Below are 26269 nucleotides of genomic sequence, written 5' to 3'. Positions count from 1 at the left end.
CGCTGCGGCCCGATGGATGAACCAGGTCAGTGCGTTCTCGGTGGACCCGGTGCGGGTGCCCCGTCGCCGGATCACGTGTCCGAGACGGCGCACTCCTACCCGAGGGCTTGACCCCGCCCCGTTCCCCGGTTCCGGGGCCCGCTGCGGGTCATCCGAGAATGACGACCTCCAGCGTGCGGGGGCCGTGGACGCCCTCGACACGGTCGAGTTCGATGTCGCTGGTGGCGGACGGCCCGGAGATCCAGGTCTGCGGGCGCAGCGGGTCGAGACGGGGCAGGGCCTGGGGGACGGAGGCGACGACCTGGTCGGCGCGCACGACGCAGACGTGGTGGTCGGGGACGAGGGTGAGGACGCGGCGGCCCTGGCCGGGGCCGGCGTCGAGGACGAGGGTGCCAGTCTCGGCGATGGCGAGGGCGCAGCCGGTGACGACACTGTCGGTGGCATCGAGGCGGTTCGGTGTCAGGGCGCCGTCGTCGTGGAGCTGTTCGGTCCGGGTCCGGGCGAGCCAGTGCTCGGGCAGTCCTGCGGGGACGGCGACGGTCCGGGTCCCGCGGTCGGTCAGCAGCCGGGCGAGCAGGGCGGGCAGTTCGTCTTCCGTGCAGCGGTGGACGAGGGCGCGGTAGTCGGCGAGGTTCTCGGCGAGGACGTCCAGCAGTTCGGCGGGGGTGCCGTGGAGGTGGGCGTCCTGGTAGTGGCGTGGGACGTCCTGCTGGTCGGGGGTGTCGGGGAGGTCCGCGAGGGCGGCGCGGATGCGGGCGAGGACCTGTTCGCGGGAGCTGCTCACTGGGGGTCGTTCCCTTCGGTGCGGGGGCCGGCCGGGTGGGTGTTCTTCCACCAGTCGCGGAACGATTCGGCAGGGAGGGCGGGGAGGTCGCGGCTGTCGGTCCAGGCCTTGGCGGGGCCGGGGAGCGGGAGGCGGCGGGGGTGCAGGGCGCGGGTGCGGGTGGCGGCGCGGGTCGCGGCCGTGTAGGCGGCGGGGTGGTCGAGCAGCCAGGTCGCGGCCTTCATCGCGGCCTTCTCGGCGCGGTGGCCGGTGCCCTGGTCGGCGACCTTCTCGCGCAGGTGGACCAGGACCTCGGGGATGTCGATGGCGACCGGGCAGACCTCGTAGCAGGCCCCGCACAGCGTGGAGGCGTACGGCAGCGAGGCGTCCACCTCGCTGGCGGTGCCGCGCAGCTGCGGGGTGAGGATGGCGCCGATCGGGCCGGGGTAGGGGGAGCCGTAGGCGTGGCCGCCGGCCCGTTCGTAGACGGGGCAGACGTTCAGGCAGGCGGAGCAGCGGATGCAGCGCAGGGCCTGGCGGCCGACCTCGTCGGCGAGGGTGTCGGTGCGGCCGTTGTCGAGCAGCACGAGGTGGAAGGCGCGCGGGCCGTCGCCGTCCGTGGTGCCCGTCCACGTCGAGGTGTAGGGGTTCATCCGCTCGGCGGTGGAGGAGCGGGGCAGCAGTTGGAGGAAGACCTCCAGGTCGCGCCAGGTCGGGACGACCTTCTCGATGCCGACCACGGAGATCAGGGTCTCGGGCAGGGTCAGGCACATGCGGCCGTTGCCCTCGGACTCGACGACGACCAGGGTGCCGGTCTCGGCGACGAGGAAGTTGGCGCCGGAGACGGCGATTTTGGCGCGCAGGAACTTCTCCCGCAGGTGCAGGCGGGCGGCCTCGGCGAGTTCGGCAGGGGAATCGGTCAGGCCCTCGGGGGCGGGGCGGCCCCAGCGGCCCATCGCGTCCTGGAAGATGTCGCGGATCTCGGCGCGGTTGCGGTGGATCGCGGGCACCAGGATGTGCGAGGGCAGGTCGTCGCCGAGCTGCACGATCAGTTCGGCGAGGTCGGTCTCGTACGCGGTGATGCCCTCGGCGGCCAGCGCCTCGTTCAGGCCGATCTCCTGGGTGGCCATCGACTTGACCTTGACCACCTCGCTCTCGCCGGTGGCGCGGACCAGGTCGGCGACGATCCGGTTCGCCTCGGCGGCGTCGGCGGCCCAGTGCACGGTGCCGCCCGCCGCGGTGACCGCCTGCTCGGCCTGCAGCAGGTAGTGGTCGAGGCGGGCCAGCGTGCGGTCCTTGATCGCCTTTCCGGCGGCGCGCAGCTCGGCCCAGTCGTCCAGTTCGGTGACGGCCGCGGCCCGCTTGTCGCGGATGGTGTGAGTGGCGCGGGTCAGGTTCGCGCGCAGCTGGGTGTTCTGGGTGCTCGCCTTGGCGGCCTTGGGGAAAGCCGGCATGCCGAGGTAGGTGCCGCTCATGCGTGGGCCTCCGGGCCGGTCGAGGCGAGGATCTCGGCGATGTGAACGGTGCGCAGCGGGGCGTCCTGGCGGCGCAGGGTGCCCTCCAGGTGTAGCAGGCAGGAGTTGTCGGCCCCGCACAGGACGTCGGCTCCGGTGGAGAGCGCGTTGCGGACCTTGTCCGCGCCCATCGCGGCGGAGACGTCCGGGTTCTTGACGGAGAAGGTGCCGCCGAAGCCGCAGCACTCCTGGGCGCCGGGCAGCTCGACCAGGTCCAGGCCGCGCACCGCGCGCAGCAGTTGCAGGGGTCGCTCCCCCAGGCCGAGCATGCGCAGGCCGTGGCAGGAGGGGTGGTAGGTGACGGTGTGCGGGTAGTGCGCGCCGACGTCGGTGACACCGAGGACGTCGACCAGGAACTCGGTGAACTCGTACATCCGGGGTGCCAGTTCGGCTGCGGCGTCGGCGAGTTCGCTGCCGCGGCCCTCGGCTGCGGCCTTCGCGCCGATGCGCGGGTAGTTGTCGCGGACCATCGCCGCGCAGGAGCCCGAGGGGGTCACCACGTAGTCGTAGCCCTGGAAGGCATCGGCGGTGCGGCGCAGCAGGGGTTCGGTCTCGCGCCGGTAGCCGGTGTTGTACTGGGGCTGGCCGCAGCAGGTCTGGGCGGCGGGGAAGTCGACGTCGACGCCGAGGCGGTTGAGGACGCTCACCACGGCCCGGCCGGTATCAGGGTGCAGGGCGTCGTTGATGCAGGTGACGAAGAGGGCGACGCGCATTCTGGTCCCGTCGGTGGCGCGGGTGCGGGGCGGGTGGTTCATCCGGGGTTCCTCGTTCATGTCAGGACAGTCCCACGCGGGCGGCGGCGGAGTCCCAGGCGTGGGTGTCGCCGCTGGGTTCGTAGCGCTTGAGGTGCTGGGTGCGGGCGACCAGGCGGCGCATGGCGCGGCGGTCGGCGACGAGGCCGTGGGTGCGGGCCTGGACGAGGATGTTGCCGATGGCGGTGGCCTCGGTGGGGCCGGCGATGACGGGCAGGCCGGTGGCGTCGGCGGTGAACTGGCAGAGCAGTTCGTTGCGGCTGCCGCCGCCGACGAGGTGGACGGTGCGGATGGGCTTGCCGGTCAGTTCGGCGGCCCGGCGCAGGGTGTGGCGGTGGGCGAGGGCGAGGCTCTCCAGGATGCAGCGGACGACGGCGCCCGGGTCGTCGGGCAGGTGCTGGCCGGTGCGGGCGCAGTACTCGGCGAGGCGGGCGGGCATGTCGCCGGGGGCGAGGAACTCGGGGGCGTCGGGGTTGACGAGCGCGGCGAAGGGGCGGGCGGCGGCGGCGCGTTCGAGCAGCTCGGGCAGCTGATGGCGCTGCCCACGGGCGCTCCAGGTGCGCTGGCTCTCGCTGAGCAGCCACAGGCCCATGATGTTGCGCAGGTAGCGGACGGTGCCGTCGATGCCGCGCTCGTTGGTGAAGTTCGCAGTACGGGACGCTTCGGTGAGGACGGGGGCGTCGAGTTCGAGTCCGGCCAGTGACCAGGTGCCGCAGGAGATGTAGGCGAAGTCGGCGGTGGTGGCGGGGACGGCGGCGACAGCCGAGGCGGTGTCGTGGGAGGCGACGGCGGTGACCGGGATGCCGGGGCGCAGTCCGGTGGCGGCGGTGATGTGCGGGAGCAGGGTGCCGGTGCGGGTGCCGGGTTCGTGGAGGGGCAGCAGCAGGGTGGGGTCGATGCCGATGAAGTCGGTGAGGTCCTTGGACCAGGTACCGGTGCGGGCCTCGAGGAGGCCGGTGGTGGAGGCGTTGGTGGCCTCGGCGCCGAGATAACCGGTGAGCCAGTAGGTCAGCAGGTCAGGAATGAGCAGCAGGGTGCGGGCGGTGGCGAGCTGCGGGGCTTCCTGGGCGGCGGCGAGTTGGAAGATCGTGTTGAAGGGGAGGTGTTGGAGGCCGGTGATGTCGTAGAGGCGGGCGGCCCCTGCGCGGTCTCTGACCTGCTGGGCGATCGCGGTGGTGCGGCTGTCGCGGTAGTGGTGGGGGATGCCGATGAGGGCGCCGTCGGCGTCGAGGAGTCCGTAGTCGACGGCCCAGGTGTCGATACCGACGGAGACGATGTCGGCTTCGCGGGCGGCTTCGCGAAGGCCGTCGAGGACGTTCTGGTGGAGGGCGGTGATGTTCCAGTGCAGCCCGGAGGGTAGGTGCAGGGGGGTGTTGGGGAAGCGGTGGGTCTCGGTGAGGTGCAGGGTGTCGGGGCCGACGCGGCCGACGATCACTCTGCCGCTGGTGGCGCCTAGGTCCACCGCAACGAAGGCGGCGGGTGGGGTGGAGGGCGCAGGTGTTGTCACGGCGGACGTTCCTCGAAGGTGCGGTGGCTGAAGGAAAGGTGGCGCGGCCCGCGGATGGCAGTCCGCAGGCCGCGCCGGTTGCTCCGGGAGACAGCTGGCGGTGCGCGCCGGCTGCCGGTCCGCGGCGGCCCGTATGACGGAACGGTCACCGCGGAGGCTGCCGGAGCTGCTGGGGGTGTCAGCGCAGGAAGGCCGCGGCGACGCCCGCGTCGACCGGGACGTGCAGGCCGGTGGTGTGGGTCAGGTCGCCGCCGGTGAGGGCGAAGACCGCGTTCGCGACGTGCTCGGGCAGCACCTCGCGCTTGAGGATGGTGCGCTGGGCGTAGAACTCGCCGAGCTTGTCCTCCTCGATGCCGTAGGTGGCGGCGCGCTGGGCGCCCCAGCCGCCCGCGAAGATCCCGGAGCCGCGCACCACGCCGTCGGGGTTGACGCCGTTGACGCGGATGCCGTGCTCGCCGAGTTCGGCGGCCAGCAGGCGGACCTGGTGGGCCTGGTCGGCCTTGGTCGCGGAGTAGGCGATGTTGTTCGGGCCGGCGAAGACGGCGTTCTTGGAGGCGATGTAGACGATGTCGCCGCCCAGTCCCTGCTCGATCATGGTGCGGGCGGCCTCGCGGGAGACCAGGAAGGAGCCGCGGGCCATGATGTCGTGCTGCAGGTCCCAGTCCCGGGTGGTGGTCTCCAGCAGCGGCTTGGAGATGGAGATGCCCGCGTTGTTGACGACCAGGTCGACGCCGCCGAAGGCGAGCGCCGCGGCCTTGAACGCCTCGGCGATCTGCGCTTCGTCCGTGACGTCGACCGTCACCGCCACCGCCTTGTCCGGTCCGCCCAGCTCCTGCGCGACGGCCGCCGCGTTCTCGGCGTTCAGGTCGGCGACGACGACGCAGGCGCCCTCGGCGACCAGCCGCTCGGCGATCGCCCGGCCGATGCCGGAGCCGGCGCCGGTGACCAGGGCGACCCGGGTGGCGAGCGGCTTGGGCTTCGGCATCCGCTGCAGCTTGGCTTCCTCCAGCGCCCAATACTCGATGCGGAACTTCTCCGCCTCCTCGATGGGGGCGTAGCTGGAGACGGCCTCGGCGCCGCGCATCACGTTGATCGCGTTGAGGTAGAACTCGCCCGCGACCCGGGCGGTCTGCTTGTCCTTGCCGAAGGAGAACATGCCCACGCCGGGGACGAGGACGATCGCCGGGTCGGCGCCGCGGATCGCCGGGGAGTCGGCGGTGGCGTGCCGGTCGTAGTAGGCGCGGTACTCCGTGCGGTACTGCTGGTGCAGCTCGCGCAGCCGGGCGACCGCCTCGTCGAGGGGTGCGTCGGCGGGCAGGTCGAGGACCAGCGGGGCGACCTTGGTGCGCAGGAAGTGGTCGGGGCAGGAGGTGCCGAGCGCGGCCAGCCGCGGGTGCTCGGCCCGGGCCAGGAAGTCCAGCACCTCGGGGGTGTCGGTGAAGTGGCCGACCTGCGGGTGGTCGGTGGAGGCCAGGCCGCGGATCAGCGGCGCGAGGGCGGCGGCCCGCTCGCGCCGCTCCGCCCCCGGCAGGGCCTGGTAGCCGTCCAGGACCGGGCCGAACGGCTCCGGCTTGCCGCGCTCGGCGAGGAAGGCTTCGGCGGTGCGGATGATGTGCAGCGCGTTGGCCTCGCACTCCTCGCTGCTCCCGCCCCAGGCGGTGATGCCGTGGCCGCCGAGGATGCAGCCGATCGCCTGCGGGTGGGCGGCCTTGACGGCGGCGATGTCCAGGCCGAGCTGGAAGCCGGGGCGGCGCCAGGGCACCCACACCACCGTGTCGCCGAAGCACTCGGCGGTGAGCTTCTCGCCGTCGGCGGCGGTCGCGAGGGCGATGCCGGAGTCGGGGTGCAGGTGGTCGACGTGCGCGGCGTCGACCAGGCCGTGCATGGCGGTGTCGATGGAGGGGGCGGCGCCGCCGCGCCCGTGCAGGCAGTAGTCGAACGCGGCGACCATCTCGTCCTCGCGCTCCACGCCCGGGTAGACGTCGACGAGGGAGCGCAGCCGGTCCAGACGCAGCGCGGCCAGGCCGGAGGCGGTCAGGGTGCCCAGGTCGCCGCCGGAGCCCTTGACCCAGAGCAGTTCGGCCTCGCGGCCGGTGGCGGGGTCGGTGTCGGTGCCCTTGGCGGAGGTGTTGCCGCCGGCGTAGTTGGTGTTGCGCGGGTCCGCGCCGAGCTTGTTCGAGCGCGCCAGCAACGCGGCGACCTCGGGGTGCAGTGCCATGGGGAGGGTCTTCCTTGTCGATCCAGTGGTGCGCCGACGTGGTTCGCGGGTCGGCCGGAGGGTGCGCCGATGCAGCCGACCCGCGGGTTCGGGGTTTCCGGCGGGGTCAGGCGCCCCAGCCGGCCTGGTGGCCGCCGACGCGCTCGGCGGCGATCTTGTCGGCCCATCCGGTGGCCTTGTATGCGGCGAGCGGGTTGGGGTCGAGTCCGGCCTCGGCGCGGACCTCGGCCAACAGCGGGCGAACGTCGGTGTTGTAGGCGTCCATCAAAACGGCGTTCGCTTCCAGGACATCGCCTGCCGCTTGGGCTGCGGAGAGTGCCGCGCTGTCGACGAGTAGAGCCTTGGCGGTGGCCTCCTGGACGTTCATCACCGAGCGGATCACCGCGGGGATCTTCGCCTCGATGTTGTGGCACTGGTCGAGCATGAAGGCCACGCCGGTCTCCGGTGCGAGGCCGCCGTTCTTGACGACCTCGTGCATGATCCGGAACAGCTGGAACGGGTCGGCCGCGCCGGCCATCAGGTCGTCGTCCGCGTAGAAGCGGGAGTTGAAGTCGAAACCGCCGAGCTTCCCCTCGCGCAGCAGGAACGCGACGATGAACTCGATGTTGGTGCCCGGCGCGTGGTGGCCGGTGTCCACCACGACGGTGGCCTTCGGGCCCAGCCGCAGGCAGTGCGCGTACGCGGTGCCCCAGTCCGGGACGTCCATCGTGTAGAAGGCGGGCTCGAACAGCTTGTACTCCAGCAGGATCCGCTGGTCGTCGCCGAGCCGCTCGTACACCTCCGCGAGCGCGTCGGCCAGGCGGCCCTGGCGGGCCGAAGTGTCGTCCTGGCCGGGGTAGTTGGTGCCGTCGGAGAACCACAGCTTCAGGTCCGTCGAGCCGGTGGCGTCCATGATGCCGACGCACTCCAGCAGGTGGTCGACCGCCTTGCGGCGCACCCGCGGATCGGGGTTGGTGACGGAGCCGAGCTTGTAGTCGTCGTCCTGGAAGACGTTGGCGTTGATCGCGCCGATCTCCAGCCCGAGGCCGCGGGCGTGGGCGGCGAGGGCGGCGTAGTCCTCGACCCTGTCCCAGGGGATGTGCAGCGAGACCTTCGGGGCGGCGCCGGTGGCGGCGTGCACCTGGGCGGCGTCGGCGAGCTTCTCGAACGGGTCGCGCGGCACGCCCGGCTGGGCGAAGACCTTGAAGCGGGTGCCCGAGTTCCCGTAGCCCCAGGAGGGCGTCTCGATGCGCTGGGCCCGCAGGGCGTCCTTCACGGCAGATCGGTCGGTCACCGGAGCACCTCTCACAACTTGAATCGTTTCAAACAGACCGTAGGGTGAGTCGACGGAAAACGTCAAGACACTGCCGTAATCTGTTTCCCGCTCGACGAACATGCTTATGAATCTTTTCAACCATGAACGGAGGCAGGCGTAGACATGGGCAGCGCAGCAGGGATCAAGGACGTGGCCCGCGCGGCCGGCGTGTCGGTGGGCACGGTCTCCAACGTGATCAACCGGCCGGAGGTGGTCGGCGAGGAGACCCGGACCAGGGTCCAGGCAGCGATCGAGCGACTCGGCTACGTGCGCAGCGAGTCGGCGCGCCAGCTGCGCTCCGGGAGCAGCCGGATCATCGGCCTGCTGGTCCTCGACCTGGGCAACCCGTTCTTCGTCTCGGTGGCCCGCGGCGCGGAACGGGCAGCGCGGGCGGAGGGCCTGGGCGTGATGGTCTGCAACAGTGCGCAGCGACAGGCCGACGAGGCGGACTACCTGGCCCTGTTCACCGAGCAGCGGGTGCGCGGCGTCCTGCTCACCCCGGCAGACACGGCTGGCTCCGGGGCGGCCGCCCTGCGGCGGGGCGGTGTTCCGTTCGTCCTGGTGGACCGCCTCGCTCCGGGGATCGATGCCTGCTCGGTGTCGGTGGACGACGTCAAGGGCGGCTCGCTGGCGGCCGCGCACCTGCTGGCGGGCGGCCACCGGCGGATCGCGTTCGCGGGCGGCCGCCACCGCCTGCAGCAGGTCGCCGACCGGCGCTCAGGTGCGCTGGCCGCACTGGAGGGCTCCGGCGCCGAGCTGGTGGACCTGGAGGTGGCGGGGCTGGACGTGGCGGCCGGGCGGGACGCGGGCGCCCGCCTGCTGGGCATGCTGCCACGGCCGACGGCCGCGTTCTGCGCCAACGACCTGCTGGCGCTCGGCGTGCTGCAGGCCGCTTTCGCGGCGGGGCTGCGGGTGCCCGAGGACCTGGCGATCGTCGGCTACGACGACATCGAGTTCGCCGCCGCGGCCGCGGTGCCGCTGACCTCGGTGCGCCAGCCCGCCGAGGCGATGGGCCGCACAGCGACGGAACTCCTCATGGAAGAGACCGGCGGCGGAGCACACCAGCACCGGCAGGTGGTCTTCGAACCCGAGCTGGTGGTTCGGCAGTCGAGTCTATTTACCGGCCGTGGCTGATCGTGGGTGAAACCATTCACGTCCGGTAGCCCGGTTTTCGTGCGCTGATCGGTTCCGCTGGGGCCGGATCCAAGCGCGAGACGGCAGGGCAGCGTTCGGCAGATCCGCAGCACGGCGCGGTGAGCGACGGCGGACAGTCCACTCACGCTCCCAGCTCCTGTGCTCTGTCCTCCCACCGGGTCGGTCGACCCCGCAACCTGGCGCCGAGCGGCCCGCGGCCACCGGACGGCTTCGTCCGGTGGCCGGGGCCCTCAGTGGGGAGAGTGCCGGGCTAGGAGGCTGTGACCTGTGCCGGGAGGAACGAGGCACCGGCGTCGACGCTCACGACGTTGGTCCTGCCCTTCGGGTGGAGGACCGCCACGCCTTCCTGGTTCGTCGTCGCGGTCTCACCGCCGACCTTGACCGTGGCGCCTCGGACGGGGCGGCGGTCGACGCCCTGCTCGTTGGCACCGGCCCCGCCGTAGGCGGAGGTCACCTTCACGATGACGGCGTGCCCGGCCCGCTTGGCCTCCACGTCGAGCGCCGTGGGACGAGGCAGCGCGCCGCGGACGTCCTCGCAGCGCTTCTCGGTCGAGTCGGGGCCGGTCACGGTGGTGCCGTCGTAGGTGGCCGTCTGCGATCCGGTGGACTTGAACGGCCTGGACTGGAGGTCCATGGTGATGTCGCCCTTGAGCGAACCGGTGTGCTCACCGCGGAGGGTCAGGTTGTTGAGCAGTTGGACCGTCGTGCCACCGCGCTTGACGATCTGGGTGCCGCTGACGAAGGACTTGCCGTCGTCGGAGTAGTCCTCGTAGGTGGCGGTCGACTCGGTCGGTGCGGTGGCTCCGATCGGAGCGGTGTAGTGGACGGTCACCGTACCCGAGGACAGGCCCTTGAGCGTGACGGTGGTCTTGGCGCCGAGGGCCCCGTGGTACTGGTCCGGTGTGGGAGCCCACGCGCCCGGCTCGGAACTCACGATCGGCAGCGGCTTGCTCGGCGGGCGGTTGAAGTGCGCGACGAGCAGGTAGGGGGCCGCGGCCAGGGTGGTGAAGCTCTGGGTGGTCAGTGCCACCGAGGTGCTGTCCGGGCTCCAGATGGGCTGGCCGTGGATCTGGGTGCTGTCACGGATGTCGCCGCCGTCGTAGGGGTCGATGACCTGGCCCACGAGCCGGCCACCGCGGTCACCGTCAGCCGGCAGCAGGCTGGAGGCGAACGGGGCGCAGGAGCGCAGTTCGGAGGACGACACGTGGGTGATGGCCGCCGCGCCGACCCACGAGCCGTCGAAGAATCCGCGGAACGGCACGAGGCCGGCCCAGTCGAAGTAGTGACGGCCGTGCGAGTCGACCCCGACGTACATCGACTTGCCGTCGGGCGATGTCGCCATGTCCTCCTGCCACTCGGGATCGGCGGTCAGGCGGGTGCGCTGGCCGGTCGCGAGGTCGAGCTTCCACAGGTCCGGGTTGCCGGAAGCGTCGCCGCCGACCTGCACGTAGGTGACGGCGCGCCCGCCGTCCACGAACGCCTTGAACTCGAACAGCGCGGCACTGTCGGACCAGTGGCGCGGATCGGGGTCGGTCGGTGAGGTGGGCCCGGGCGGGTTGAGCGTGCGCGGGTCGCTGACCACGTACTTGTCACCCGTGAACGACAGCTTCGCGAGCACCATCAGTTCGAGGCTGTCGGTGCGGTAGTCCGACCAGGCGATGTAGTTGCCGTCGGGCGAGAGCTTCGGCGACGCCGCCCCGCCGCCGTTGAAGGAGGGCGTCTGCACCGCTCCGCCCGGCGGGACCAGTCCGCCGTTGGGCCGGGCACCCGACTGGTCGATCCGGTAGGTCGTGGCGCTCTGGCAGTCGAGCAGGCTGGGCGCGCAGTGCAGCACCCTCGGGTCTCCGTAGGGACCGTAGAAGGCACGCTTGCCGTCGGGGAACGGGGAGATCAGGCCCGGCTGCTCGGCTTCGCCGACGAGCGGCTCGTCGGTCCCGCAGGACAGGCAGTGCGCGCCCTTGCCGTCGGTGCCCACGATCCACAGGTGCAGCGGTCCGCGGTTGGGGTCGGGGTTCTGCGCGGGATCCGCGACGATGTTGCCGAAGAACAGCAGGTGCTTGCCGTCCGCACTGTACGCCGGGGCTGCCGCGGTCTTGACCGTCGACGGGAGGGAGATCTTCTCCAGGCTCACGGTCTCCCAGGGCGACGCCCCGGGGGTCGTGCCGGGACGCGCCGACTCCGCGGAGAACGCCGGAACGGGCGCCGACGCCACTGCTGCGGCCAGCAGCAGCGGCGCGCTGATGAGGCAGGCGTGTCTGAGCGTGCGCCGACGAGTGGTTTTCGACATGAACACTCTCCTTTGAGTGGGGGGAGGAACGCCGTGCCGAAGGCACGGTGGTCGGAGGGAAAGTGGCTTTCGGGGGTGACGGCCGGCCGGGATGTTCCCGTGGCGCGGTCAGGCGGGTCCGAGCAGGTCCCGAACGAGGTCGTCGGGCAGGACTCGCCTGTCCTCGTCGGTCTCCGCGTACAGGTCGGCGAACCGCCGTGCGTGGGCGGCCGAAAGGGCGCAGTACGCCCGCAGGCCGCGTTCGACGTCTCGCCGCTCCGCCGACGGCCGGTCGAGGTGGTGGAACTTGGGGGCGAGCCACTCGACACCGCGGTAGCGGTCGAGCAGTTGGCGGAGTTTGGCCTGTGTCAGCTGGCCGGCTCCCGCACCTGTCGCGAGGGCCCCGATGGCGAAGGGCTCGAAGTCGGGTTCCAGAGCGTATCGCCAGTGGCCGCCGAGGGCGGCGGGGCCCTCGTCGACGACGGCAATCAGCCAGGGCTTGCCGTCGACCGTGCTGTCGGGCACCGGGAGCGGTGTCGCCGGTAGGGGCTGGGTGAGGTCGAGGTCCGCCATGGCCGGTGTTCCGGCAGGCACCGGCAGGACCCGGACGTCCGCCGCGTCACCGAGGATGTCCAACAGGCCGGTGGCGGGTTCCGCGTCCGCCGGGCCGCCGGGCGCGCTGCCGGAGCCGTGGATTGTCGCGTCCGCGGACAGGTCGGCAGCGAGACGCGCGCTCACCTGCCGCAATGGAACCAGGAAGTCGGAGGAGCTGAAGACCGCCGCGACCGGGCAGGTGATCCGGGAGAGGTGGTCCACCGGCGAGTGTTCGAGCCAGCCCGGTGCGGAGAGGTCCTCGCCGTAGGCGAGCTTCCAGCCCTCGGCTATCGGCAGGGTGGTCTGCAGTAGCAGTGGGACAGCCGGGTGGTCCGGCGGCGGGTCGGCGGTGAGCTGTGGGAGGACGTCCAGCAAGTGGGCCCGCTGGTGGGCGAGGCTGACCACCGGGACGGCGGGCACGGCCGCGGCTGCCGGGAACGCCTCTGCGGCGGTCAGCAGCGCGGCGAACCCTCCGGCGCTGCCGCCGGAGTAGACGATCGAGGCCGGATCGACGAAGGACAGCCCGCGTACGAGGTGGGCCAGGACGAATTCCGTGTTCGGACCGCGCACCAGGGGGTTGGGGCCGGGAAAGACCTCTCCGGGTGCGGGCTCGCACGGGGTCGCCACGATCCATCCCCGGCGGGCTTGTTGCACGGCCGGTGCGTCGGCGAGCTCGTACCCGCAGTTGAACCAGACGGGCACCCGGGCCGCCGGATCCTCGGCGAGGGCGGCCGGGAGGATGACCTTGGCGGTCGCCTCGTACGTCCGGCCGCGCAGGTCCTCCGCGGTGAAGCGGATCGTGACGACGGCGAGGCGGTCTCCGTCTACCGTCCGTTCCTCGGTGCGCAGGTCGGAAATTCGTCCCGCGGGGTCGTCGAACGCGCCCGCCAGCAGGCGTTCCGCCCAGGGCTCGTCGGTCTCGGGCACGTCAGTCCTCCTCGATCCAGCGCGACATGGCGGCCAGGGTCCGTTGGGCCTCGGCCAGGTGGGGCCTGTTGAGGTGCCCGTGCGCGACACCGGGAGCCGTCCGCAGGTCGACGTTCACACCCGCCAGGCGCAAGGCGAGCGCGAATTCCTCGCCGGAGGCGCGCAAGGCGTCGTACTCGCAGTTGAACACCAGTGTCCGGGGCAGTCCTCGCAGGTCCGCCACGGCAGGCATCGCCTCGCCGGGGGCCGAGGCGGACGGCGCTCCCAGGTAGTTCTCGATGACGGCTTCGAACATCCCGGCTTCGTACCTCATGTGTGCGGGGAGTCTGTGGAGTTTGGCGGCGAGTTCGTCCGACGCCGCGGGGAGCACCGGGTGCACGCACGGGTAGAGCAGGAGCAGGGAGGACGGCAGGTGCCCTCCGGCGTCGCGGACCCGCAGGCAGGCCCCGGCCGCAAGGGCCGCGCCCGCGCTGGCGCCACCGAGGTGGATCCGGCGGTGCGGGGTGCCGGAGGCCCCCGCCAGCCGGGTGGCCCACGTGTAGGCGGCGACTACGTCGTCGAGCGGAACGGGGTGGTGCACGCCGTGGACCGCTCGCCGGTAGTCGACGGAGACGACGAGCGCGTCCGCCAGGACGGCGATCGTGCGGGCGGTGGCGTCCGCTTCGGGCATGTCGATGTCTCCGAAGGCGAAGGCACCACCGTGGCACCACACCAGGACCGGTCGGCCTGCCCGGGCACCGTGCGGCTGGTAGATCCTTACGGGAACCGGACCGTGCGGCCCGGGCAGGTGCTCGTCGGCGACCCGGACATCGGGGGGTGCAAAGCCGTCGACGAGCCGGGGCTCCAAGCCCAGGGCGATTTCGGGGTCCTCCCCCGTGCTCGGCTCCTCCTGCTCGGCGGCCAGGGCGAGCAGGCGCTGGAAGTACGGGTCCGTGTCGGCGCTCACCGTTCCTCCAGGTAGGTGAACTCGTGCGGCCCGGTGCCGACGACGTGCTTCGTCCCGTCGGCGAGGATCACCTCGGCCTCGATACCGTCGGGGACCGCCGCACGGACGTGGATGCGGTCGCCTCGGCGTTCCCACCCGCATTCGACGGTGCCGTTGGGCGTGTCCAGGGCGGCACGGGCCCATTCGAGGCCCGGCCCCGGCGTGGGAGCGAGCTCGATCCGGGCGTAGCCGGGCTCGGCGGGGCGGATGCCGGCGACGACCCGGTACAACCAGTCGGCGACCGACCCGAGGGCGTAGTGGTTGAAGCTGGTCATCTCGCCGGGGTTGACCGTGCCGTCGGGCAGCATCGAGTCCCAGCGTTCCCAGATGGTGGTCGCGCCCATGGTGACGGGGTAGAGCCAGGAAGGGCAGTCGGTCTGCAGGAGCAGCCGGTAGGCGTCCTCGACGTGGCCCGTCTCCGACAGCGCCCAGGTGACGTAGGGGGTGCCGGCGAAACCGGTAGTGACGCGGTGGCCCCGCTCGCGCACGATCTCTGCCAGCCGCTCCCCCGCCGCGCGGCGGCGGTCGCCGTCCAGGATGCCGAAGCAGATCGCCAGGGCGTACACGGTCGCGCAGTCGGAGCGCACCCGGCCGTCGGGATCGACGTAGTGCTCCAGGAAGGCGGCCCTCGTCCGGTCGGCGAGGTCGGCCCAGCGGCGGCTGTCCTCGGTGTGTCCGAGCACGTCCGCGGCCCGTGCGGCGAACGCCGCCGACCGGATCAGGCAGGCCGTGGCGACGACGCCGGAGTCGGCCTTCGCCGCCCCGGGCTCGTCGGGCCTCGCGTCGGGGTCGAGCCAGTCGCCCCACTGGAAGCCCTGGTCCCACAGGCCGGTGTCGGAGAGCGCGGCGACGACCGATTCCAGGTGGAGCACCATGCCCGGGTAGTGCGCGGCGAGGCGGTCACGGTCGCCGTACGCCTGCCAGAGCGCCTCGGGGACCCAGACCGCGGCGTCTCCCCACACCGCGGTCGGGCCACTCCGCAGGGGGGCGTCGTCCTCGATCGAGGGAGTGAGCTTCAGGATGTCGGGGACCACGGCGGGTACGGCCGACCTCTCGTTGTGCCGGGTCTCGGCCTCCAGGTCGAGCAGCCAGCCGTGCAGGAAGTCAGCGACATCGAACTGGAAGCACGCCGTCGGCGCGTACACCGCGATGTCGCCGGTCCACCCGAGTCGTTCGTCGCGCTGGGGGCAGTCGGTGGGCAGGGAGAGGAAGTTCCCCTTCTGCGACCAGACGGAGTTCTCGACCAGCCGGGTGACGAGCTGCGACGAGCAGGAGAAGCGGCCGGTGCGGCGGAGGTCGGAGTGGACGACGACGGCCTCCAGCTGATCGGCCGTCAGTTCGCCAGGGTATCCGGTCACTTCGACGTACCGGAAGCCGTGGAAGGTGAGGGTCGGCTCGAACTCGTCTTCGCCGCCCGACAGAACGAAGGTGTCGGTCGCCTTCGCCGAGCGCAGCGGCCTGGTGGCCAACTCCCCGTCGGACAGCGCCTCCGCGTGCCGCAGGACGATCTGCGTCCCGGCCTGCCCGCGGGCCCGCATCCGGACCCAGCCGACCAGGTTCTGCCCGAAGTCCACGAGCGTGGCGCCCGAGGGCGCGAGGCTGATCCGGGTCGGCTTCAGGGTTTCGTGACGGATCACGGCGGGACTGTCCCGGGGCACGAACCTGGCGCGGTCGACGTCGATCCGCCGCACCGGCAGGGTGTCGCGGGTGCCGCGCAGCCGCGCGTCGATGCACTGCCCGCCGTAGAGGTTGTTCGCCACGGTGTCGCTGGTCCGTGCCTGCCAGTGCTGACCGGTCGTCACCGTCTGGGTGTGCCCGTCGTGGTAGACGACCTCGATCTCGGCGACGAAGCCGAGCTCGGAGCCGTAGTTGAGGTTCATGTCCTCGAAGCCGAGGTCACCCCGCCACCAGCCGTTGCCGAGCAGCACCTCGACGGTGTTCTCCTCCGCCAGGAGGTGCCGGACGGGATCGTCGCTCACCGGCAGCCGCCACTCGTAGGCCGACCAGCCCGGGGCGAGCACCTCGGCCGACACCGGGCGTCCGTTGATGCGCGCCTCGTAGACGCCGTGTGCGGTTGCCCGCAGGCGCGCGGAGCGGATCCGGTCCGCGGGCTGGTCGAGGCGGAAGGAGTGAACGAGGACGACGGCCGCGGAGCGGTCGGCGTCGGCAGTGATCATCTCGCTGGTTTCAAGCACTTCGGTTTCCTGGGGTGTTGTCGTTCTCGGGTGCCGAACGGCGCATCACGAGTCGGTGGCTCCCGGCGGGCAGCTCCTGGCTCGGGCCGGCCAGTGGGAGGAAACGGATCGGGACGGGGCTGGAGATCGTGATCTCCTCGCCACGGATGCGGACCTCGACCGGTCCGTGCGGTGTCGGGGCGGCGCCGGCGACCTCGTGCAGCCGGCCCGGTCGGGGGGCGATCCGCACCCGCTCGAATCCCGGCAGGTCCGGGGAGATGCCCAGCACGTGCACGACCAGGTCACGGGTCGGGGTACTGGACCAACCGTGCACCGGGGTGCCCCAGCCCCAGCATTCGCCGAAGGTGTCGTAGCCGTCGTGCAGGAACACCGACCAGTCCCGGACCAGGTCCGCGATCCGGTCGGCGAGGCCGGCCTGGGCCACGGCGTCGTGCACGACGTAGCTGAAGAACGGCTGCGCCCGGACGATCTCGCGCTCGGCGTCCCAGTCGATCCGCTGGATGCCGCGCCGCTGGTCCTCCTCCTTCCGGGGGTCGTAGCCTCCGTCGCCGCCGATCCAGGACCGGGTGACGACGAGGGAGGGATCGATCATCGCCGAGGCGATCGCCCTCCACCGGTCGGTCGGTGCGAGCCCGGAAACGATCGCGGCGGCGTTCGCCGCCTGCGAGGCGGCGGGCCTGCGCTCCCCGTCGACGATGTGGTCGACGTAGAGACCCCGGTCCGGGTCCCAGAAGTCCTCGAACGAGACCGCCACTCCCGCGTGGCGTGCCCGGGCCCAGGCCGCAGATCCGGCGTTGCCCACCCAGTCGGACAGTTCGGCGTACTCGGCGAGCCCGCGGGCCCACAACGCGGACACGATCGAGCTGCGGCCGGTGGTGAAGACGCTCGACCAGTCGACCAGGTTCCATTCGGGCAGGTCGCTCAGCGTCCCGTGCTCGTCAAGGTGGGGCTCGTACCAGCGCAGCACCCGCTCGACGGTCGGCAGGTACTTGGCCAGCCCGGCCCGGTCGCCGGTGTGACGGTAGAGGTTGTGCACGCCGTGGACCCAGTGCAGCGACCAGTCCGGGATGGTGAATCCCTCGTACTGCTCGAAGTCGCCGGCCACGCTCAGCGGCAGGATGCCGTCGGAGCGCGGCGAGTTGGCCAGTTCGACGTAGTGCTCGGCCAGCCGCCAGTCCTCGTTGGTGGCGAGGTGGACCATCTGGTGGACCACCCCATCGCCGACCCAGGAACGCTGCTCCCGGGTCGGGCAGTCGGTGTAGGCGTCGAAGGAGTTGAGCTGGACAGTCCGGATCCCGGCCCGGTAGATGCGGTCGAGCTCCTTGTCGTCGGAGCTGAAGTACGCCGACCCGGTCTGGGGGTAGACGTTCTCCCGCACCGCGACGTCCACGACCGTCACCTCGGCGGCCGTGGGCGTGTGCACGGTGAGGTACAGGTAGCGCAGGCCCGCCGGTTCCAGGGCCGAGTAGACGGCCCGACCGCCGGGACAGACGTACCGCGCGCCGGCTTCGTAGTCGGACGTGGTCTCGACGATCCCGACGCGCTTCCGCTTCTCCCGGTAGCCGAGTTCCAGCACGGTGCCGGCCGGGGCGTCGACGGTGAGTTCCACGAAGCCCGCGGTCAGCGCACCGAAGTCGATCACCAGGTCGAGCGTCCGGTCGGCGCCGATCACTGCGGACAGCGGCAGTCCGGCCGGAAGTGGCTCGCCGGGGAATTCCAGGTGCTGCACCACCCGGGCCCCGGGGTGCTCACTCGCCCATGCGGGCTTCGCCCTGGTGCGGGCATCAAGCACGGCCGCCGGACGGACGGTGTCGCCGCCCAGCACGGCCATCGGCCGGGGCAGCAGCTTTCCGAACGGGCTGACGGGGGGCCGGCTGCGTCCGAGTCCGCCCCAGTGACGTGCCGTCAGGACCGTCGCGGTGGACCACTCCCCGTCGTCGAAGCCCGGACGCGTCCACCCCTCCGGCAGCTCGCGGGCGTCCAGCACCTCGCACGGGACTCCGGCGGCGGCTGCCAGGCTCCAGGCGGAGGAGCGGTGCACACGCCATGAGCTGTCGGTGGCGAGTCCGGCCCCGCCCAGGCGCGCGTCCAGCACCAGGCAGGCGTCGCCGTTGATCCCGCCCTCGGGCGGAGCCGGGTACCACCACGAGGTCGCCGTGCCGTAGTACGTCACCAGCACCGCGACCGCGTTCGATCCTCGTTCGAGGTGCGGGGCGATGTCGAACTCCTCGTACCGCCATCGGCGCGGCTGTGCCCGGACCGGTCCGCGTCCGACCTCCCGGCCGTTGACCCAGACGACGAACCGGCTGTCGGCGGTCAGCCGCAGGGGCGCGGTCGGCGGCACCTCGTCGAGCCGGAACTCCTTGCGGAACAGCACGCGCGAGAACCCGCGTCCCGCAGCGGTCCCGGTGACCGCGTCCTCCAGCTCCGGGACGGGGGCGGGAGCGGCCCCGATCCAGTGCCCCTGCCACGGCTCCTCCCGCGCATCCTTGTCGTGCAGCACCACGCTCATGCGCCCGCCTCCAGGAGCTCGCGACGGCGTCGGCGGCGCTGGGCCTGGACGTCGGGGTCCGGTACGGGGGTGGCCAACTGCAGCCTCCGGGTGTAGGGGTGGACAGGGCGCAGGGAGACTTGCTCGCTGTCGCCCGTCTCGACGATCACGCCTTCGTGCAGCACGGCGATGCGGTGGCTGACCTCCCGCACCACGCCGAGGTCGTGGCTGATGAACAGGTAGGACGCGCCGGTGTCCCGCTGGATTTGGTGCAGGAGGTCGAGGACCTTGGCCTGGGTGGTCAGGTCCAGTGCGCTGGTGGGTTCGTCGCAGACGATGAGACCGGGGCGCAGGGCCAGGGCCCGGGCGATGGCGATGCGCTGCCGTTGTCCGCCGGAGAACTCACTCGGGTAGCGTGCGCCGGCGTCGTCGGGCAGGCCGACCTGCTGCAGCAGTTCCCGGACCCGGGCGTGGCCGTCGGCGACGCCTGCGACGCGCAGGGGTTCGACCAGGATGTCCTGGATCGTCATCGACGGGTTGAGCGAGGAGTACGGGTCCTGGAAGACGACTTGGATGTCATGGGCCAGGGTGCGCCGTCGCGAGCGCGGCAGGTTCGTGAGTTCGTGCCCGCGGAAGGAGACCGATCCGCCGACCACCGGTGCGAGGCCCAGCAGGGCACGGCCGATCGTGGTCTTGCCCGATCCGGACTCGCCGACCAGGCCGAGGGTCTGACCGGGGGCGATCTCGAACGAGACGCCGTTGACGACGTCGACGCGTCCCCTGCCCCGGCCGTAGGCCACCCGCAGGTCCTTGACCTCCAGTCCCTTCCCGGTCGTGTGCTCGGTCGCGGTCTCACCCATCGGTGGCCACCTCTCCCAGGTCCACGACGCGGGTCGAGGACAGCAGTTCCTTGGTGTACGGGTGGTGCGGTGCGCGGAAGACGGTGCGGACGTCGCCGGACTCGACGATCCGGCCGTCCTTCATCACGCTGACGGTGTCGCACAGGTCCGCGACGACGCCGAAGTTGTGGGTCACGAGGACCATTCCGAGGCCGCGCTCGTCGCGCAGTTCCCGCAGCAGGTCGAGGACCTCCGCCTGGACCGTCACGTCCAGTGCGGTGGTCGGCTCGTCCGCGATGATCAGGTCCGGGTCGGCCGCGACCGCGCCGCAGATGAGGACGCGTTGCGCCATGCCGCCGGAGATCTGGTGCGGGTAGAGGTTGAAGACGTGCGCGGGGTCCTTGATGCCGACCCTGGCGAGCAGCGCCAGCACCTCGCGTCGGGCCTCCTGCCGGTCGATCCGCCGTACCGCGCGCAGGCCGTGGACCAGCTGCGAGCCGACCGTGAAGCAGGGGTCGAGGTTCGACATCGGCTCCTGCGGGACGTAGGCGATCCGGCGTCCGCGGACCCGGGCCCGGGTCGCCGGGTCCGCGATCAGGTCGTCACCGTCGAAGACGGCCGAACCGCCGACCAGTGCTTCCCTGCCGAGGATGCCGAGGACCGAGAAGGCGGTCTGGGTCTTGCCTGATCCCGACTCGCCCACCAGTCCTCGGATCTCGCCCCTGCGGACGTCGAGATCGACACCCCGCACGACCTCCGCGGTCCCGCCCTCTGCGGAGGGGTAGGCCACCCGCAGCCCCCGGACCGACAGGAGGGCGCCCTGGTCGGCCGCGGGGCGGGCCGGTTCGTCGTCCGCCCGCACGGCAAAGGCCGCGGCCAGCCGTTCGCGCTGCCGCCGGGTCGGCGTGGTCCGGGCCGCGCCGACCTGGAGGGCGTCGCGCAGCGCGTTGCCGAGCAGGACCAGGACGAGGCCCGTCAGGCTGATCAGCGAGGCCGGCCACACCACGCTCCACGGGTTGGTGTAGATGTTCGCGAACGCCTCCTGCAGCATGGCTCCCCAGGACGCCTTCGACGGGTCGCCGAGGCCGAGGAAGTCCACGGCTGCCTGGATCGCGATGCCAGCGCCGAGCACGAAGGAGCTCTGGATGACGACGGGGGCGCGCACCGCCCAGAGCACGTGCCGGCCGATGATGCGGGCGTCCGACAGGCCGACGACCTTGGCCGCGTCCACGTAGAGCTCGTTGCGCACGCCGAGCACCACTCCACGGACGATGCGGAAGTAGGACGGCGCCACGAGGACGCCGAACACTCCCATGGCCGCGACGAGGTTGGGGCCGGTGAGCGTGTACAGCGCGATCAGCAGGACGATGCCGGGCAGCGTCATGACCAGGTCGGAGACCCAATTGATCAGCGAATCGGCAACCCCGCGGCGATAGCCGGCCAGCAGCCCCGCGGGGACACCGACGACGAGGGCACTGACGAGCATGATCACGCAGGAGAACAGCGTCCGCTGAGTGCCCCACATCAGGCGGGACAGGATGTCCCGGCCCGATCCGTCGCCGCCGAGCAGGTGGCCGGGGGTGAAGGGCGGCGCGTTCACGGCGTCGAGTTGGGTGGCGTCAGCCGGGTGCGGGGCCAGCCACGGGCTGGACAGACCGAACAGGATCGCGGCGGCCAGGAAGACGAGGCAGGCCGCAGCCAGCGGGTTGCCGAGCAGCCGCCGCACCCACCCGGTGCGGCCCCCGGGCTCTGCGGGGGGTCCGGCCGCGTCGTCGGACGCCGCAAGGTGATGCGCGGTCATGACGCCCTCGCTTTCGGGTTGAGTGCCGTGGTGAGCAGGTCGGTGACCAGGTTCACGACCGACACCAGGAGGACGGTGACGGCCACGCAGCCCATGACCACGGAGACGTCACCCCGAGACGCCGCGTCGGTGACGAGCGACCCCATCCCGGGCAGGGCGAAGACCTGTTCGATGATCACGACGCCGCCGAGCAGTCCGATCGTCAGCAGGGAGAGCACGGTCAGCCCTGGCCCGCCCGCGTTCCGCAGGACGTGCCGGTAGATGACGGCCCGTTCGGACAGGCCCCTGGCCCGCAGGGTGCGGACGAAGTCCCGGTCGAGGACGTCCTTGACGGCCCCGCGGAACTGGGCGGCCGCGCCGGCGATGGAGCCGACGAGGATCGCCAGCACGGGGAGGGTGATCGAGGCGGCCCAGTCACCGATGCTGACGTCCGGGGAGACGTACCCCGTAGCCGGGAAGAGGGGCAGGGCGACCGCGAAGGCGAAGACCAGGCCGATCGCCACGATGAAGGAGGGGATGGCCCCGCCGATCACGGAGAGGAACTGGAGCAGCCGGTCCGGCCAGCCTCCGCGGACCGCCGAGGAGACGCCGATCAGGACACTGAGGACGACGGTGAGAACAAGGCTGAGGATCATCAGCGCGAGAGTGACGGGGAACCTGATGCCGAGTGTCGTCAGGACCGGCTGGCCGGTGAAGTACGACTGTCCGAGATCGCCGTGGATGAGGCCGGCGAGCCAGTGCTGGTACTGCTCCAGGAGAGGGCGGTCCAGGCCGAGCTTGACGATTTCGGCCCGGACCGCGTCGTCGTTCGCGCTGATCCCCACGACGTTGCGGGCGATGGCGGCGGGGTTCGCGTAGACGATCGCGAAGGTCACGAAGGTGACGGCGAAAAAGACCGTTGCCGCCCTGAGCACGCGGATGGCGATGAACTTGACCATGGTGGGTATCACTCGCGAGGGTGTGCTTACCGGAAGTCGCTCAGCTGGGGAGCGAGCTGGTTGAGGTCACTGGACTTCTGCAGGACGACCTTCTTCGGGTCGTAGCCGACGAAGCTGTTCATGTACACCCAGGGCGCGAACCACGCCTGGTCGACGATGTGCTTGTTCAGCGCCTTCTGCGCCGCCGCCGATGCCTCGCCCTGGCTGGTCAGGACGGTGTTCCACAACTGGTCGACGGTGGGGTCGCTGGTCTTCCCGGTGTTCCAGACCGATGTCGGCAGGACGGAGCCGTCGATGGTGAGCCGCGAGTCACCGTGGTTGCCGAGCGGCCAGAAGATGACGGGGTACTTGCCGCTGAGCATGTCGAGCAGGGCGTTCGCCCCGGACAGTGTGACCTGCTTGGCCTCGATGTTGAGTTCCTTGAGACCTTGGACGGCGACCGGCATGGCCGAGTCGAGCCCGAAACCGGCCAGGTAGGGAATCTCGAGGGAGAACCCGTCGGCGTAGCCGGCGTCGGCCATGAGCTTCTTGGCGGCCGCGAGGTCGTACGGGTAGGGGTCCTTCAGGTCGGGGATCCACGCGGCACTGTTCTTGCGGAAGATCTGCGCGGTGGGTTCGGCCTGGCCCTGGTAGAGCTTCTGGGCGATGGCGGCCTTGTCGAAGACCATGTTGATGGCCTGGCGGACCCGGACGTCGCCGAGCGCCGGGACGATCTTCCCGGCCCGGTCCTCGATGAGTAGACCCGCCCACTGGCCGTGCTGCTCCAGCGTGTTCAGCCCGGAGGACTTCAGCTGGCCGAGTGTCGACGCGTCGGTGATGGCGCCGGCGATCTGCCCGGTCTTCAGTGCGTTGAGACGCGCGGTCCGGTCGGTGAGGACCTTCAGCGTGACCTTTTCGTAGGGGTAGCGGCCCGCGTCCCAGTTGTCGTGGTTCTTGGTGAACACGTACACCGAACCGGGCGTGGAGTGGGCCTGGTCGTAGACGTAGGGGCCCGAGCCCACCGGAGCCTGGTCGAGGTTCCCGGATGCGAGGTACTTGGGGCTCGCGACGGCCCCGGAGCCCATGCACATGTAGGTGGTGAGGTACGGCTTGGGCGTCGGAGTGGTCATGACCACCGTGGACGCGTCCGGCGAGGACACCGTGACCCCCGGCAGGGTGCTCTTGCCGCCCGGCGCGTTCACCTGGTATTCGAGGGCCGACTTGACGGCCGGGCCGTCCACCGGGGTTCCGTCGCTGAACTTCATGCCGGAGCGGATGTGCAGGGTCAGCTTCGTGTTGTTGTCGGTGAACTCGTAGCTCTGGGCGATGTTCGGCGAGATGTTGCCGAGCTCGTCGCAGTTGAAGACCGTGTCGTAGACGGCCTGCGGAGCCCACCCCACGGAGCCGGGGAGGATCTTGCCCGGGTCCCAGCCGGGGATGTCGGCCTCCAGCCCGAGGACCAGGTCGTCCTTGCTCGCGGTGCTCCCGGTGGCGGATGTGCTCCCGGTGCTGCCGCCGGTGCAGCCGCTCACGAGGAGTGCCGCCAGCAGCGTGCCGCAGCTGACGAGGGGGACGAAGGTACGACGTCTTCCGGTTGACATACGTGCTCCTAGACAGGATCCACGTCCCGCTGCTGCCCGCGCGGGAGTTGGTGACTGGGTGAGGGTGGGGCCCTGCGGTCGAAGCCCCGGACGGGGCGACCGCCAACATCGGCCACTGGTTACTCAGAGGTTGCGAAACGATTTCCAAGCTTTACCTGAAGTCTAGGTTCGCTACGTCACGGCGTGTCAAGACCCGGGCGGCGAAGACTTCGCAGAACGGGTCCACGAGGTAACAAACCGGTGGAGGCGTGCACCGACGGCTTGCAGAGCGTCACTCTGAGGATGTAAAAGGTTTCGCAAGATCGCCCCGTGCGACCGGAAACCGCCCCGGGCCCCTCACCTCCACCGCCGACGGGAAGAGTCCAGTGAACGGCCCTCGTGTCACGATCCGCGACGTAGCGCACGCCGCCGGCGCCTCCATGGCGTCGGTGTCCAAGGCACTCAACGACGGCTACGGCGTCAGCGCGGCCATGCGCGAGAAGGTCCTGCAGGCGGCCGCGGACCTGGGATACCGACCGAACCCCGCAGCCCGGGCCATGCGGGGCCGGTCCCACACGGTGGGCATCGTGGCGGACATCGGCGCGCCGATCGTGGCCCAGATCACCGAAGGCGTCCAGGAGGGCCTGGACGGCTCCTCCCTCGACATCGTGCTCGCTCCGGCCGGAAACACCCCCGAGCGTCAGCGCCACAGCATCGACGCGATGCTCGACCGGAACGTCGACGGCCTGATCCTGGTCGTCCCGACCGTTCCCTACGCCGTCCTCGACGCGTTCGGGCAGGCGACCCCGACCGTCGTGATCGGCAGGCACGGCGGGGGCCGCCACTTCGACAGTGTCATGGACGACGACGCGGCGGGCGCCGGCCTGGCCGTCGAGCACCTGGCAGACCTGGGACACCGGAGGATCTCCCACATCGCGATGCCGATGGGCAGGCTCCGCCGCCCCTCCGTCCTCCCCCAGACCGCCCGGGAGGACGGGTACGTCGCCTCGATGCGCGCCCACGGCCTGGAACCCCACATCCTGACCACCGACTACAGCGAGGAGGGCGGCCACGCCGGCGCCCTGGCCGCGCTGGGCAGCGAAAGTCCACCGACAGCGATCTTCGCGGGCACCGACACGGCCGCCCTGGGCGTCCTTCGGGCGGCGCACGAACTCGGGCTGCGGGTCCCCCAGGACCTGTCCGTGATCGGCGCGGACAACCTGCCGGTCGGCGCCCTGCCGCAGATCTCCCTCACCACGATCGACCCCGCCGGGAAGCTGAACGGCTCGACGAGCGCGAAGCTCCTGCGCGAACGCATCGACGGCCGGCGCAATCCGGTCACCTACGCGATCTCCCCGTCCATGGTCGTCCGAAGCACGACGGCACCTCCACGAGAGTGACCCATGACGTACAGCTCCATCAGGCCGGGCCAGATATGGCTGGACACGAACGGCAACCGGATCCACGCCCACGGCGGCTCGATCCTGCATCTCGACGGAACCTTCTACTGGTACGGCGAGAACAAGGAGAGGTCGAAGCCCGGAAGTGGCATCTGGCACTGGGGCATCCGCTGTTATTCCTCGACGGACCTCTACAACTGGACCGATGAGGGGCTCATCATCCCGCCCGTGGAGGACGACCCCGCCTCACCGCTCCACCCCGCCCGCTTCGTGGACCGGCCCCACATCATCCGCGACGAGCGCACCGGCAGGTACGTGTGCTGGCTGAAGGTCATGAGCGAGGGCCGGCTCCAGACCTCGACGGTCCTGGTCGCCGACCACCTGCTCGGCCCCTACGAGATCGTGCACGCGGAAAAGCGCCCGCTCGGGATGGACACCGGCGACTTCGACCTCGCCGTCGCACCCGACGGCAAGGGCTACTACTACTTCGAACGGGTCCACAGCGAACTCATCTGTGCCGACCTCACCGAGGACTACACCGATGTGACGGGCTACTACTCCACGCACTTCCCCCGGCGCCAGCCGCCCGACGTCCGCGAAGCGCCCGCCCACTTCACCCGTGACGGGCTGCACTACCTGTTCACCTCCGGAACCACCGCCTACTTCCCCAACCGCTCGGAGGTCGCCGTGGCCGAGACCTTCCACGGACCGTGGACGGTCCTCGGCGACCCGCACCCCACCGATCCGACCGGCACCTCGTTCCGGTCGCAGATCACCTCGGTCTTCCGGCATCCCGGCAAAGAGGACCTGTACATCGCCCTCGCCGACCGGTGGCTGCCCAAGGTTTCGGCCGAGCTGGCGGGCCGGGCACCCGAGGCGTTCCGGCGGATGTTCTCGGGCCGACCGGTCGAACCCGACCCGGCCCTCGATGCGGTGGAGATCGACACGTCCGTCGCCGACTACGTCTGGCTGCCCGTCAGATTCCAAGGCGGCACGCCGATTCTGGACTGGCACGACGAGTGGCGGATCGAGGACTACCAGTAGGTCTTCGCCCTCGCCCCCAAACCTTGA

General features: G+C 71.2%; 18 protein-coding genes. 3 read left to right on the top strand and 15 right to left on the bottom strand.

Annotation, left to right across the window (positions count from 1 at the left end; genetic code table 11):
- Positions 1-148: 148 nt before the first annotated feature.
- The 6 genes from OU787_RS26215 to rhaI form a co-directional block, all read right to left on the bottom strand.
- On the bottom strand, positions 149-784 hold the full coding sequence (locus tag OU787_RS26215; RefSeq protein WP_268660775.1) for a LutC/YkgG family protein: 636 nt from the start codon (positions 782-784) through the stop codon (positions 149-151).
- Positions 781-2238, bottom strand: coding sequence for a LutB/LldF family L-lactate oxidation iron-sulfur protein (locus OU787_RS26210; RefSeq protein ID WP_268660774.1), 1458 nt, complete (start codon positions 2236-2238; stop codon positions 781-783). Before OU787_RS26210 ends, OU787_RS26215 begins: the two co-directional genes overlap by 4 nt.
- The gene (locus OU787_RS26205; protein WP_268661929.1) at positions 2235-2990 is read right to left on the bottom strand and encodes a (Fe-S)-binding protein; all 756 of its coding nucleotides are present in this window, start codon (positions 2988-2990) and stop codon (positions 2235-2237) included. Before OU787_RS26205 ends, OU787_RS26210 begins: the two co-directional genes overlap by 4 nt.
- A gap of 61 nt (positions 2991-3051) precedes the next feature.
- On the bottom strand, positions 3052-4536 hold the full coding sequence (locus tag OU787_RS26200; protein WP_268660773.1) for a rhamnulokinase: 1485 nt from the start codon (positions 4534-4536) through the stop codon (positions 3052-3054).
- A gap of 178 nt (positions 4537-4714) precedes the next feature.
- Positions 4715-6754 carry a bifunctional aldolase/short-chain dehydrogenase gene (locus OU787_RS26195; protein ID WP_268660772.1) on the bottom strand — a complete coding sequence of 680 codons (2040 nt, stop codon included), beginning with the start codon at positions 6752-6754 and terminating at the stop codon, positions 4715-4717.
- Between the two features lie 106 nt (positions 6755-6860).
- Positions 6861-8027: an L-rhamnose isomerase gene (gene rhaI / locus OU787_RS26190; RefSeq protein ID WP_268660771.1), complete on the bottom strand. Its 1167-nt coding sequence runs from the start codon at positions 8025-8027 to the stop codon at positions 6861-6863.
- Between the two features lie 144 nt (positions 8028-8171).
- Here rhaI and OU787_RS26185 point away from each other — a divergent pair, with 144 nt between their 5' ends.
- On the top strand, positions 8172-9182 hold the full coding sequence (locus OU787_RS26185; RefSeq protein WP_268660770.1) for a LacI family DNA-binding transcriptional regulator: 1011 nt from the start codon (positions 8172-8174) through the stop codon (positions 9180-9182).
- A gap of 271 nt (positions 9183-9453) precedes the next feature.
- Here the strand turns inward: OU787_RS26185 and OU787_RS26180 are convergent, their stop codons facing one another.
- The 9 genes from OU787_RS26180 to OU787_RS26140 all read right to left on the bottom strand — a co-directional run bounded on the left by OU787_RS26180 (position 9454) and on the right by OU787_RS26140 (position 23819).
- The gene (locus OU787_RS26180; RefSeq protein WP_268660769.1) at positions 9454-11490 is read right to left on the bottom strand and encodes a hypothetical protein; all 2037 of its coding nucleotides are present in this window, start codon (positions 11488-11490) and stop codon (positions 9454-9456) included.
- 108 nt (positions 11491-11598) lie between these two features.
- On the bottom strand, positions 11599-12990 hold the full coding sequence (locus tag OU787_RS26175; protein ID WP_268660768.1) for a hypothetical protein: 1392 nt from the start codon (positions 12988-12990) through the stop codon (positions 11599-11601).
- A gap of 1 nt (position 12991) precedes the next feature.
- Positions 12992-13936, bottom strand: coding sequence for an alpha/beta hydrolase (locus OU787_RS26170; protein ID WP_268660767.1), 945 nt, complete (start codon positions 13934-13936; stop codon positions 12992-12994).
- On the bottom strand, positions 13933-16170 hold the full coding sequence (locus OU787_RS26165) for an alpha-L-rhamnosidase (RefSeq protein ID WP_268660766.1): 2238 nt from the start codon (positions 16168-16170) through the stop codon (positions 13933-13935). Before OU787_RS26165 ends, OU787_RS26170 begins: the two co-directional genes overlap by 4 nt.
- Complete coding sequence (locus OU787_RS26160; RefSeq protein WP_268660765.1) at positions 16163-18682, bottom strand: family 78 glycoside hydrolase catalytic domain; 2520 nt, start codon at positions 18680-18682, stop codon at positions 16163-16165. The genes OU787_RS26165 and OU787_RS26160 overlap by 8 nt, the downstream gene beginning before the upstream one ends.
- A complete protein-coding gene (locus OU787_RS26155) occupies positions 18679-19521 on the bottom strand; it encodes an ABC transporter ATP-binding protein (protein ID WP_268660764.1) in 843 nt (280 codons plus the stop codon). Before OU787_RS26155 ends, OU787_RS26160 begins: the two co-directional genes overlap by 4 nt.
- Positions 19514-21301, bottom strand: a complete 1788-nt coding sequence (locus OU787_RS26150; protein WP_268660763.1) for a dipeptide/oligopeptide/nickel ABC transporter permease/ATP-binding protein — start codon at positions 21299-21301, stop codon at positions 19514-19516. Before OU787_RS26150 ends, OU787_RS26155 begins: the two co-directional genes overlap by 8 nt.
- Positions 21298-22251 carry an ABC transporter permease gene (locus OU787_RS26145; protein WP_268660762.1) on the bottom strand — a complete coding sequence of 318 codons (954 nt, stop codon included), beginning with the start codon at positions 22249-22251 and terminating at the stop codon, positions 21298-21300. The genes OU787_RS26150 and OU787_RS26145 overlap by 4 nt, the downstream gene beginning before the upstream one ends.
- 14 nt (positions 22252-22265) lie before the next feature.
- On the bottom strand, positions 22266-23819 hold the full coding sequence (locus OU787_RS26140; RefSeq protein WP_268660761.1) for an ABC transporter substrate-binding protein: 1554 nt from the start codon (positions 23817-23819) through the stop codon (positions 22266-22268).
- Positions 23820-24184: 365 nt separating this feature from the next.
- Between OU787_RS26140 and OU787_RS26135 the strand changes: the two genes are divergently transcribed.
- Together OU787_RS26135 and OU787_RS26130 are read left to right on the top strand one after the other, a co-directional pair.
- Positions 24185-25198 carry a LacI family DNA-binding transcriptional regulator gene (locus OU787_RS26135; protein WP_268660760.1) on the top strand — a complete coding sequence of 338 codons (1014 nt, stop codon included), beginning with the start codon at positions 24185-24187 and terminating at the stop codon, positions 25196-25198.
- 3 nt (positions 25199-25201) lie between these two features.
- On the top strand, positions 25202-26242 hold the full coding sequence (locus OU787_RS26130) for a family 43 glycosylhydrolase (RefSeq protein ID WP_268660759.1): 1041 nt from the start codon (positions 25202-25204) through the stop codon (positions 26240-26242).
- Positions 26243-26269: the final 27 nt, after the last annotated feature.

The organism is Kitasatospora sp. YST-16 (genome assembly GCF_026802215.1).
In the GTDB taxonomy this organism is placed as follows: Bacteria; Actinomycetota; Actinomycetes; order Streptomycetales; family Streptomycetaceae; genus Kitasatospora; species Kitasatospora cineracea.
This window is presented reverse-complemented; position numbering and strand designations above follow the sequence as displayed.

Bases quoted from the DNA above. Each gene is read 5' to 3' on its own strand.
- OU787_RS26155 (WP_268660764.1), bottom strand. From the start codon at position 19,521: ATGGGTGAGACCGCGACCGAGCACACGACCGGGAAGGGACTGGAGGTC.
- OU787_RS26180 (WP_268660769.1), bottom strand. From the start codon at position 11,490: ATGTCGAAAACCACTCGTCGGCGCACGCTCAGACACGCCTGCCTCATC.
- OU787_RS26150 (WP_268660763.1), bottom strand. From the start codon at position 21,301: ATGACCGCGCATCACCTTGCGGCGTCCGACGACGCGGCCGGACCCCCC.
- OU787_RS26140 (WP_268660761.1), bottom strand. From the start codon at position 23,819: ATGTCAACCGGAAGACGTCGTACCTTCGTCCCCCTCGTCAGCTGCGGC.
- OU787_RS26195 (WP_268660772.1), bottom strand. From the start codon at position 6,754: ATGGCACTGCACCCCGAGGTCGCCGCGTTGCTGGCGCGCTCGAACAAG.
- OU787_RS26130 (WP_268660759.1), top strand. From the start codon at position 25,202: ATGACGTACAGCTCCATCAGGCCGGGCCAGATATGGCTGGACACGAAC.
- OU787_RS26205 (WP_268661929.1), bottom strand. From the start codon at position 2,990: ATGCGCGTCGCCCTCTTCGTCACCTGCATCAACGACGCCCTGCACCCT.
- OU787_RS26185 (WP_268660770.1), top strand. From the start codon at position 8,172: ATGGGCAGCGCAGCAGGGATCAAGGACGTGGCCCGCGCGGCCGGCGTG.
- OU787_RS26160 (WP_268660765.1), bottom strand. From the start codon at position 18,682: ATGAGCGTGGTGCTGCACGACAAGGATGCGCGGGAGGAGCCGTGGCAG.
- OU787_RS26210 (WP_268660774.1), bottom strand. From the start codon at position 2,238: ATGAGCGGCACCTACCTCGGCATGCCGGCTTTCCCCAAGGCCGCCAAG.